The 10463-nt window shown below is 76.2% G+C and carries 9 protein-coding genes; 3 read left to right on the forward strand and 6 right to left on the reverse strand.

What is annotated here, in order from left to right; translation table 11 throughout:
* The first annotated feature begins 114 nt into the window (after positions 1 to 114).
* A complete protein-coding gene (locus ACI795_RS04415) occupies positions 115 to 891 on the forward strand; it encodes an SRPBCC family protein (protein ID WP_457074003.1) in 777 nt (258 codons plus the stop codon).
* Between the two features lie 108 nt (positions 892 to 999).
* Here ACI795_RS04415 and ACI795_RS04420 read toward each other — a convergent pair whose 3' ends face one another.
* The 6 genes from ACI795_RS04420 to ACI795_RS04445 form a co-directional block, all read right to left on the reverse strand.
* On the reverse strand, positions 1000 to 3600 hold the full coding sequence (locus ACI795_RS04420; protein WP_457074004.1) for a bifunctional FO biosynthesis protein CofGH: 2601 nt from the start codon (positions 3598 to 3600) through the stop codon (positions 1000 to 1002).
* Positions 3601 to 3766: 166 nt separating this feature from the next.
* A complete protein-coding gene (locus ACI795_RS04425) occupies positions 3767 to 4600 on the reverse strand; it encodes an ABC transporter permease (protein WP_457074005.1) in 834 nt (277 codons plus the stop codon).
* The gene (locus ACI795_RS04430) at positions 4597 to 5523 is read right to left on the reverse strand and encodes an ABC transporter ATP-binding protein (RefSeq protein WP_457074006.1); all 927 of its coding nucleotides are present in this window, start codon (positions 5521 to 5523) and stop codon (positions 4597 to 4599) included. Before ACI795_RS04430 ends, ACI795_RS04425 begins: the two co-directional genes overlap by 4 nt.
* Positions 5524 to 5561: 38 nt before the next feature.
* The gene (locus ACI795_RS04435) at positions 5562 to 6653 is read right to left on the reverse strand and encodes a hypothetical protein (RefSeq protein WP_457074007.1); all 1092 of its coding nucleotides are present in this window, start codon (positions 6651 to 6653) and stop codon (positions 5562 to 5564) included.
* Complete coding sequence (locus tag ACI795_RS04440; protein WP_457074008.1) at positions 6637 to 7149, reverse strand: sigma-70 family RNA polymerase sigma factor; 513 nt, start codon at positions 7147 to 7149, stop codon at positions 6637 to 6639. The genes ACI795_RS04435 and ACI795_RS04440 overlap by 17 nt, the downstream gene beginning before the upstream one ends.
* Positions 7150 to 7313: 164 nt before the next feature.
* The gene (locus tag ACI795_RS04445; protein ID WP_457074009.1) at positions 7314 to 7832 is read right to left on the reverse strand and encodes a flavin reductase family protein; all 519 of its coding nucleotides are present in this window, start codon (positions 7830 to 7832) and stop codon (positions 7314 to 7316) included.
* Between the two features lie 35 nt (positions 7833 to 7867).
* On the opposite strand from ACI795_RS04445, the gene ACI795_RS04450 reads away from it, so the two are divergent.
* Entirely contained in the window at positions 7868 to 9289 is a 1422-nt protein-coding gene (locus tag ACI795_RS04450) for a dihydrolipoyl dehydrogenase family protein (RefSeq protein WP_457074010.1), read from the forward strand.
* A gap of 3 nt (positions 9290 to 9292) precedes the next feature.
* Positions 9293 to 10288 (forward strand): NAD(+)/NADH kinase, encoded by a 996-nt coding sequence (locus tag ACI795_RS04455; protein WP_457074011.1) that lies wholly within the window; start codon positions 9293 to 9295, stop codon positions 10286 to 10288.
* Positions 10289 to 10463 lie beyond the last annotated feature (175 nt).

Here is a 10463-nt window from a genome sequence, read left to right on the forward strand (position 1 = left end):
TGCGTCGGGACCCGAGCAGGGCGCCCCGCTGTCGCGGTCGATCAGACGTGCATCAGCGGCGCGAGGGGGTAGGGCGCAGGGCAGTCAGTGTCTGCGACGGAGGAGGAACCGACGATGAGCACCAAGGTCGAGGAGTCGATCCAGGTCGACGTGCCGGTACGGACCGCGTACGACCAGTGGACCCAGTTCGAGGACTTCCCGCACTTCATGAGCGGGGTGAAGGAGGTCTCCCAGCGCGGTGACCAGCGGCTGCACTGGGTGGCCGAGATCGCCGGGGTGAAGCGGGAGTGGGACGCCGCGATCCTCGAGCAGATCCCCGACCAGAAGGTCGCCTGGGCGGCCACGAGCGGTGCGACCAACGCCGGCGCCGTCCGGTTCGAGCCCGCCGGTCCGGCGTCCACGATCGTGCACCTGAGCCTGGAGTACGAGCCCGAGGGCCTGGTGGAGCAGGCCGGCGACAAGCTCGGCATCGTCGGCCGGCAGGCGAAGTCGGACCTGCAACGGTTCAAGGCCCTCATCGAGGACGCGGGCTACGCCAGCGGTGCGTGGCGCGGCGAGGTCCGGCACGGTGTCGGCGCCGGCACCCCCGGTGCCGACGAGGCCGCCCTCTCCCGCGGGGACAGCGGCAAGGCCGGGGTGTCGGCCAAGGCCGTCGCCGCCGGTGCCGCGGCGGTCGCCGGGGTGGCGGCGGCCGTGGCCGGGTCGAGGAGCGGTTCGGAGAGCGAGCAGCCGCAGGAGGTCCCGGCCCCGCCGCCGGCCACCCCGTCCCGGCCGGTCACCGTCGTCGACCAGCCGCCCGTGGAGGAGGTGCGGGTCGACGTGGTGACCGAGGAGTCCGACGCGGAGAACCGCACCACCGGAGGCGCCGGCGCGACCGAGGCCGGCCGCTGACCCCGAAGGCCGCGAGGCCCGAACGGCCCCCGGGCCGGATCAGGTGACCTGATCCGACCCTGTCCTCCCGCACCACTGTCGGTGCGGGAGGACACCGGACCGGTGCCGTCAGACGAGCTTGAGGGTGAGCGCCGCGCGGCCGGAGTCCGACCGCGCGGTGGCGATCCGCTCCGCCGACGGGGTGCCGTACTCCGTCGTCCGCTGCCGGGCCGGGCGGCCGATCGCGGCGGCCATCGCCTCCAGCTCGGCGATGGTCTTCAGCGACCCGTTCCCCGAGCCGGCCATCCGGCTGATCGTCTCCTCCATCAGCGTGCCGCCCAGGTCGTTGGCGCCGCCGTTCAGCATCGCCTGGGTGCCGACGTCGCCGAGCTTCACCCACGAGGTCTGGATGTTGTCGATCCGCCCGTGCAGCAGCAGCCGGGCGACGGCGTGCACCGCCCGGTTCTCCCGGTTCGTCGGCCCCGGGCGCGCCACGCCGGCGAGGTAGATCGGCGCGTTGTGGTGCACGAACGGCAGCAGCACGAACTCCCGGAAGCCGCCGGTCTGGTCCTGCAGCGCGGCGAGCGCACGCAGGTGCGCGACCCAGTGGGCGGGGGTGTCGACGTGGCCGTACATCATCGTCGACGTCGTCGGCAGACCCACCTCGTGCGCGGTGCGCACGATCTCCAGCCAGGTCGCGGCCGGCAGCTTGCCCTTGGTCAGCACCCAGCGCACGTCGTCGTCGAGGATCTCCGCCGCGGTGCCCGGCAGGCTGTCCACGCCCGCCTCGCGGGCCGCGGTGAGGAAGTCGCGGAAGCTCAGCCCGGTGCGCGCGGCGCCGTTCACCACCTCCATCGGCGAGAACGCGTGCAGGTGGATGTCGGGCCGGCGGGCCTTCACCTCCCGGGCCAGGTCGAAGTAGGCGGTGCCGGGCAGGTCGGGGTGGATGCCGCCCTGCATGCAGATCTCGGTCGCCCCACCGGCCCACGCTTCGTCGACCCGGTCACCGACCTGCTGCATCGACAGGGTGAAGGCGTCGGCGTCGGTGCGCCGCTGGGCGAACGCGCAGAACCGGCAGCCGGTGTAGCAGACGTTGGTGAAGTTGATGTTCCGGTTCACCACGTAGGTGACGTCGTCGCCGTTGACCTGCTGGCGGAAGCCGTCGGCGAGCGCGGCGAGCGCCTCCAGGTCCTCCCCGTCGGCGCCCAGCAGCGCGAGGTACTCGGCGTCGGAGAGCCCGGCCGGGTCGGCCTCGGCGCGCCGCAGCGCGGCCCGCACCTCCGGGTCGCCGGCGGTGAGCGCGGTGGAGGAGCCGTCGCGGGCGCTCTCGGTCCGGGACCGCAGCTCGGCCCAGTCGCCGTAGACGGCGTCGAAGTCGCTGCGCCGGTCACCGGTGCGCCCGACCGTGTCCACCTCCACGTGCAGGTCGGTGCGCCCGGACGCCGTCCACGTCTCGTCCGGCTCCTGCCACGGCAGGCCCACCGGCAGCCGTCCCTCCACCGCCAGGCCGTCGGGGCCGGCGAGCGCGGCGACGTGCGGGCGCACCCGCGGGTCCAGCCACGGCTCGGGCTGCAGGACGTAGCCGGGCTGGGCGGCCAGCCGTTCGCGCAGGGTGAAGCCGGCGTCGGCGCTGAGCTCGGCGAGCTTGTCGATGTTCGGCCAGGGCCGCTCGGGGTTGACGTGGTCGGGCGTCAGCGGGGAGACCCCGCCCCAGTCGTCGACGCCGGCGCGCAGCAGCAAGCCCAGCTCGGTCGAGTCGGACAGGTTCGGTGGCGCCTGCACCCGGGCGGCGGGCCCCAGCAGCAGCCGGGTGACGGCGACGGCGGCGACGTACTCCTGCAGGCCCAGGTCGTCGTGCGCGGCCATCGCGGTGCGCGGCTTGGCCCGGAAGTTCTGCACGATCACCTCCTGCACGTGCTGGTGCCGCCGGGCCGAGGCGCGGATCTCGGCGATCGCGTCGACCCGCTCGGCGTAGTCCTCGCCGATGCCCAGCAGCACGCCGGTGGTGAACGGGACGGCGGAGCGGCCGGCGTCCTCCAGCACGCGGAGCCGGACGGCGGGCTCCTTGTCGGGGGAGCCGAAGTGCGGGCCGCCCTTCTCCGACCAGAGCCGGGTGGCGGTCGTCTCCAGCATCATGCCCATCGAGGCGGCGACCGGCTTGAGCCGCTGGACCTCCTCCCAGCTCAGCACCCCGGGGTTGAGGTGGGGGAGCAGCCCGGTCTCCTCCAGCACCCGGATCGCCATCGCGCGCAGGTAGCCGAGCGTGGAGTCGAAGCCGTGCGCCTCCAGCCATTCGGCGGCGACCGGCCAGCGGTCCTCCGGGCGGTCGCCGAGGGTGAACAGGGCCTCCTTGCAGCCCAGCGCGGCGCCGGCGCGGGCGATCTCCAGCACCTCGTCGGGGGAGAGGAACGGCGCCTTGCCCTCGGCGCGCAGCTGCCCGGGCGTGGTCACGAACGTGCAGTAGTGGCAGCGGTCGCGGCACAGGTGGGTGAGCGGGACGAACACCTTGCGGCTGTAGGTGACCACCCCGGGCCGCCCGGCGGACGCCAGCCCGGCGTCGCGCACCCGCCCCGCGGCGGTCAGCAGCCGGTCGAGGGGCTCGCCCTCGGCCAGCCCGCGGGCGTGCAGCAGGGTCTCGGCCTCGGTGGCGTCCAGGGTCACGCCGCGTTCGGCGCGGGTCAGCGCACGGCGGACGGCGGACTCGGACGGGGCGGGCAGGGCGGTGCTCATCGGCGACGACGCTAGCCCCGCCCGGTGACGTGCGCGTGTCGGTGCCCCCACCCGGGTCAACCCGCGCGAGCTGGGGTTGACCCGCGTCAGGACGCGGCTCAACCCCAGCCGGACCGGGTCAACCCGCACCAGCGCACGAGGCGGGGGACTGTCCGGGCAGCACGGCCTAGACGTCGCGGCGGCGGAAGGAGAGCACCGCGAGCCCGCCCACCAGCACGATCCACACCGCGACCCAGGTCAGGTAGGTGGCGGTCAGCGGGGCCTGGCCGAGGAAGGGGAAACCGACCTCGCCGAAGACGCGCAGCGCCGTCGGGTCCTGGAAGGCGTACATCGCGCCCCGCCACAGCCCGTCGGTGGGCAGCAGCATCCGCGAGACGCTGCCGACCCGGGCGACGCCGTCGTTGCCGATCGCCTCGCCCACCCCGCCGACGACGCCGGCCACCCAGGTGGAGCCGAACAGGCCCACCGCGACGATGCCCGACGCCATCGGGGAGATAGCGGTGGCCAGCAGCAGCACCAGGGTGAGCAGCACGGTGGTCTGCAGGGCGAGCAGCAGCAGGCCGACGACCGGCTGCGGCGGCCAGTACCCGACGGTCAGCTGGACGACGAGGAACTGCGCCAGCCCCGCGATCACCACGAACCCGGCACCGAAGGCGACCAGCCCCAGCCACTTGCCCAGCAGCACCTGCCAGCGGCGCACCGGTCGGGCCAGCACGGCCAGCGCGGTGCCGGACTCCACCTCCCCGGCCAGCGACGGCCCGGCGAGGAACGCCGTCCCGAGCGCCCCGATCAGGCTGAACCCGAACATGACCAGGTTGAGCAGCTGGGAGGCGACCAGCCGCGCCTCGCCGCTGGTGAGCGTGCCCAGCTCGGCGTCCAGCCGGGAGAACCCCCAGCCGCTGAGGAGCAGCAGGGCCGCGGTGAGCAGCGCCAGCGCGCGCAGCACCTTGCGCCGCGACGCCTCGCGCAGCGTCAGCCCGGCCATCGTCAGCACGATCACGGCCGGCCCTCCTCACGCAGGATGCCCAGCAGCCGTTCCTCCAGGCTGATCCGCACCGGCTCGACGGCGTGCACCCGCGCCTGCAGCGACACCAGGTCGGCGACCAGGTCGGGCACCGCCGTCCCGTCGTCGTCGGCCGGCAGGATGACGGTCAGCCACTCGCCCTCGCGGGTCACCCGGCCGAGCGCGGCCAGCCGCGCCTCGGCGGCGGGGGTGAGCCCGTCCAGGTGCAGCCGCAGCTCACGCTGGCCCAGCAGCTCGGCCAGGGAGCCGGCGGCGGCGACCCGGCCGTGGTTGAGCACCACGACCCGGTCGCAGACCCGCTCGACCTCGCCGATGAGGTGCGAGTTGAGCAGCACGGCCACCCCGCGGGCCTTCAGGTCCAGCACCAGGTCCCGGACGTCGACCCGGCCCACCGGGTCCAGCGCGCTGGTGGGCTCGTCGAGCACGACCAGCTCCGGACGGGCGACCAGCGCGACCGCCAGGCCCAGCCGCTGCTGCATGCCCTTGGAGAAGCCGCCCACCCGGTCGCCGGCCCGGTCGGCCAGGCCGACCAGCGCCAGGCACTCGCGGCGCTCGGTGTCCGGCACGCGGACCCCGGCCAGCCGCACGTGCAGCGCGAGGACCTCGGCCGGGGTCAGCCAGGGCTGGTAGCGGAAGAGCTCGGGCAGGTAGCCCACCGCGGCCCGGGCCCGCGGGTCGGTGCCCGGACGCCCGAGCAGCAGGACCTCGCCGGCGTCGGGCCGGACCAGCCCCAGCAGCATCTTGATCACGCTGGTCTTGCCCGCGCCGTTGGGCCCGAGCAGGCCGAGGACCTCACCGCGGCCGACGGTGAAGGAGACCCCGTCGACCGCGGTGCGCTTCGCGTAGCGCTTGCGCAGACCCGAGCACCAGACCGCCGCCGAGGGTGGCAGCCCGGCCACCAGCTCCTCGGCGACGGCCGGTCCGGCTCCGGGCGCGGTCAGCGCAGCCCCCGGGCGACGTCGAGCACCTCGTCCTCGCTCAGCGTGCCGGCGACACCGGTCACCACGCCGTCGGCGACCCAGACGACGCCGTGCAGCAGGCCGTCCCGGGACGCCAGCACGGTGGCCCGCGCACCGTCGACCTCGGTGGTCGAGGTCGACACCAGCTCGGCCGGCACCGGCAGCGGCAGCGTCGTGCCGTCGGCGGTGAAGGTGCGCAGCTGGTCGGCGAGGGCGTCGGGGAGCCCGGGCAGCGACAGCAGGTAGTCGCGCGCCACGTCGAAGGGCACGCCGCGGGACTCCGCCGTCGGTGCCTGCACCCGCCCGACCGCCAGGGCGGGCACACCACGGGCCTCGGTCCAGACCGCGGCCACCCCCGGACCGGCGGTCAGCCGGAACGTGCTGCCGTCGAGCCCCGCGGGCACGGCGGGGAGCTCCTCGCCGGCCGCGGCCGCCGCCTGCGCCGCCCGGTCGGCGGAGAAGGCGAACTCGGCGATCAGCTGGTCGCCGACGGTGAACGTGGGCTCGCCGGTGACCCCGCGCGGCAGCTCGTCGACCTCCGGCACCGCCAGGCCGGTGGCCTCCTCGGCCGCCGCGGCGTCGGCGACCTCGCGCACGTCCGGCTCGGCGACCGGCTGCAGCGTGCCGTAGGCGGAGAGGTCGGGCAGCGCGATCAGGTCGGCCTCGGTGACCGCCACCGGGGCGATCTCCTCGGTGCGGAACACCTGCACCCAGTCGCCGGCGGCCGCGGCGCCCGCGCCCCCGACGATCAGCACGACACCGGCCGCGGCGACCACCGGGCTGCGCAGCCGGTTGCGCCAGGTGCGGGCCGGTGCCGCGGTGCGGGCCGCGGCTGCCGGCCGGGTCGCGGCCTGCAGCCGCAGCCACGCGCGGTCCACGTCCGGTGCGGGAGCGGAGGTGGCCAGCGCCGACGCGGCGGCGCTGGCGTCGGCCTGGACGGTGGCGAGCTCGCGCAGGCAGGCCGGGCAGCCGGCCACGTGCGCGCGGTCGGCGTCGGCGACGCCGGCGGGCTCGTCGATCAGCCGGCGCAGCGTGCCGTCGGCCGGGTGGGGGTCAGAGCGGAGACGCATCGTGGGTCAACTCCTTGCGCAGGGCGGACTCGGCGCGCCGGACGGTGGTGCCGACGCTGCCGGGGGAGAGGTCGAGGGCTGCGGCGACCTCGCTGTAGCTGAGGCCGCTGTGCCGCAGCACGAGGGCGAGGGCCTGGGTGCGGGGCAACCGGGCGAGGGCGGCGCGCACCCGGCGGGAGTCGTCGCGGGCGAGCACCGTGTCGGCGACGTCGGGGACCGGGGTCTCCCGCTCGGCGGCGGTCACCTCCCGGGCGGCCCGGCGGCGGCCGGAGCGGATCAGGTTCAGCGCGGTGTGCGCCGCGGCGACCGAGAGCCACCCCTGCGCCTCCGCGGCGGGCACCGCGGAGCGGCTGAACGACAGGAACACCTCCTGGGCGACGTCCTCGGCCTCATCGCGCGAGCCGAGGACCCGGGCGGCCACGGCGACCACCCGCGGGTAGCTGTCGCGGAAGACCGACTCGAGGTCGGGGTGCACCGCCTGGCGCGCACCTCTCACGGCCGTGCTCCTCCGTGCGGCCGTGCGCGCCGTGGAGAACGGCGCGACCCGGCCCTGCCCGACGACGTCCACACCTCTACAGCACCGCCGGCGCCGCCGATGTGACAGAGCACCCCGTTCCTCTCACCCTTCGCGAGCTCGGGGCGAGCCTCCGGACGGGGCCGTCACGAGCCCTCCCGGCGGCCGGCGAGCCGCCCGGCGCCGTCGGTCCAGCGGCCGCGCAGGCGCACCAGCGGGTCGCCGTCCCCGAGGACCGGCACCCCCTCCACTGCCAGCAGGACGACGACGTGGCTGCCGGCCTCGACCACCGAGTCCACCCGGCAGTCCAGCGCCGCCAGGGCCCCCTCGAGCACGATCGCGTCGCTGACCGGCGCCCGGTGCCAGGGCACCGTCTCCAGCAGGTGCCGCGCGCTGGGCCGGCCGGCCGAGGCGAACCGGCTGGCCAGGATCGCCTGCGGCGCCGCCAGCACGTTCACCGCCGCCGAGCCGACCGCCTGCAGCACCTCGGCCGGGTAGCCGTCGGCGGCCAGGCCGATCGCCACCAGCGGCGGGTCGGCCGAGACGCTCATCAGCGAGGTGACCGTCGTCCCGACGTCGTCGATGTCGTCACGCACCGTCACCAGGACCACCCCGGCGGCGTACTGGCGGAGGGCGGCGGAGAACTCCTGCGCATCGACCGGCATGGCGGCCAGTCGACCACAACGGCGAGGATGGCCGGGTGACCTCTTCTGAGCAGTCCTTCGACGTGGTCGTCCTCGGCGCCGGGTCGACCGGCGAGAACGTCGCCGACATCGTCGTCCGGGGCGGCCTGAGCGCCGTGCTGGTCGAGTCCCAGCTGGTGGGCGGCGAGTGCTCCTACTGGGCCTGCATGCCCAGCAAGACCCTGCTGCGCGGCAGCGAGGTGCTCGGCCAGGCCCGCGCGGTGCCCGGCGCCGCGGCCGCGGTGACCGGCGAGCAGGACGTCACGGCCACCCTCGCCCGCCGCGACGAGTTCACCAGCCACTGGAACGACGCCTCGCAGGTGGCGTGGATCGACGGGGCGGGGATCGCGCTGGTCCGCGGGCACGCCCGGCTGGCGGGGGAGAAGCGGGTCGTGGTCACCACCGGTGACGGGGACGAGCTGATGCTCACCGCCCGGCACGCGGTCGCGGTCTGCACCGGCTCACGCGCCGCGGTCCCGCCGGTCGACGGGCTCGCCGACGTCGCCCCCTGGACCCCGCGCGAGGCGACCAGCGCGAAGGAGGCGCCGCGCCGGCTGCTGGTGCTCGGCGGCGGCTACGTGGGCTCCGAGATGGCCACCGCCTGGCAGCAGCTGGGCTCCCAGGTCACGCTGCTCCAGCACGGCGACCGGCTGCTGCCGCACCTGGAGCCGGCGGCCGGGGAGGCCGTCGCGGACTCCCTGCGCGGGCTCGGCGTCGACGTGCGGCTGGAGACCGAGGTGCGCGCCGCCCGCCGCGACGGCGACGAGGTGGTGCTGAGCTGCTCGACCGGGGAGTTCCGCGGCGACGAGGTGCTGGTCGCCGCCGGCCGCGCCGCCAACACCGACGACGTCGGCGTGGACACCGTGGGGCTCACCCCGGGGGAGTACCTGGACGTCGACGACACCCTGCAGGTCACCGGCCTGCCCTGGCTCTACGGGGTGGGTGACGTCAACGGGCGCGGGCAGCTGACCCACATGGGCAAGTACCAGGCCCGGCAGGCCGGCGCCGCGATCGTCGCCCGGGCCCGCGGCGAGCAGGTCGACCTGGCCGACTGGTCGCCGTTCGTGGCCACTGCCGACCGGCGGGCCACGCCGAGCGTCGTCTTCACGTCCCCGCAGGTCGCCGCGGTCGGGCTGACCGCCGCGCAGGCGGCCGACGCCGGGCTCCCGCACCGGGTGGTCGAGTACCCGATCGGCAGCGTGGCCGGTGCCGCCGTCTTCGCCGACGGGTACTCGGGGACGGCGATCGCGGTGGTCGACACCGAGCGGGAGGTGCTGCTCGGGGTCACCTTCGTCGGCGAGGGGGTGGCCGAGCTGCTGCACTCGGCGACCATCGCGGTGGTCGGGGAGGTGCCGATCAGCCGGCTGTGGCACGCGGTCCCGTCCTACCCCACGATCAGTGAGATCTGGCTGCGCCTGCTCGAGACGTACCGGGGCTGAGGCGTGCACGACGGCAGCCGCATCGGCCTGGTCCTCCACCCGCACCGCGACTGCTCCGCGGCTGCCGGGCAGGTCGCGGCCTGGACCACCACCCACGGCGTCGAGCTGGTCGCCGCGGCCGAGGACGTCGGCCGGCACGGGCTGACCGGGGTCACGCCCGTCCCGGTGGCCGAGCTCGCGGACAGCTGCGACGGGATCATCGCCCTCGGCGGTGACGGCACCCTGCTCGGCGCGATGCGGCTGGTCGTCGGCCGGCCGGTGCCGGTGCTCGGGGTGAACTTCGGGCGCCTGGGCTTCCTCACCGAGGTGGAGGGCCGCGAGCTCGACGCCGCCCTCACCGCCATGGCCGAGGGGCGCTCGACGGTCGAGTCCCGCAGCTGCCTGGTGGTGCGCGGTCCGGGCTGGGAGACCGTCGCCTTCAACGACGTCGTCCTCGCCCGGGTGCCGGGGGAGGGGCTGGTCGACGCGACCCTGTCGGTGGCCGGCCGCCGCTACGGGCACTACCGCTGCGACGCCCTGATCATCGCCACCCCGATGGGCTCCACCGCCTACAACTTCGCCGCCGGTGGCCCGGTGATGTCCCCGGGCGCCGAGGGGGTGCTGGTCACGCCGTCGGCGCCGCTGAACGGCATCGACCGCACCGTCGTCCTGGGCCCGCACGAGCCGCTCGAGCTGACCATGCCGGCCACTGCCGGCCGGCCGGCGCTGGAGGTCGACGGGCTGGTCCGCGGCCGGCTGGGTCCCGGCGACGGGCTGCACGTCGCCACCCGCGCCGAGGCCGGGTTGCTGGTGCGCCTGGACGACTGGGCCGCCGCGGACCGGAGCCGGGTCAAGCTCTCGCTGCTGGACCTGCCGCTGCTGCCCGAGGAGCTGGTCGAGCTGGTGCCCGACGAGCTGCGGCGCCGCCAGCCGGGCGGGGTGTCCGAACCCGGCGGGGGCCCGGCGACACCGCACCGAGCCGGCGTGCCCCGCGACGGTGGTCCTCCGGCCCCCGCATAGCTCCTCGCCGGGGACGGGCGGCGCGCGGCCGTGCGCTGGTCCCCGGGCAGGGGGGGGGGGGGGGGGGGGGGGGGGGGGGGGGGGGGGGGGGGGGGGGGGGGGGGGGGGGGGGGGGGGGGGGGGGGGGGGGGGGGGGGGGGGGGGGGGGGGGGGGGGGGGGGGGGGGGGGGGGGGG

It is taken from the genome of Modestobacter sp. SYSU DS0290 (assembly GCF_054050955.1).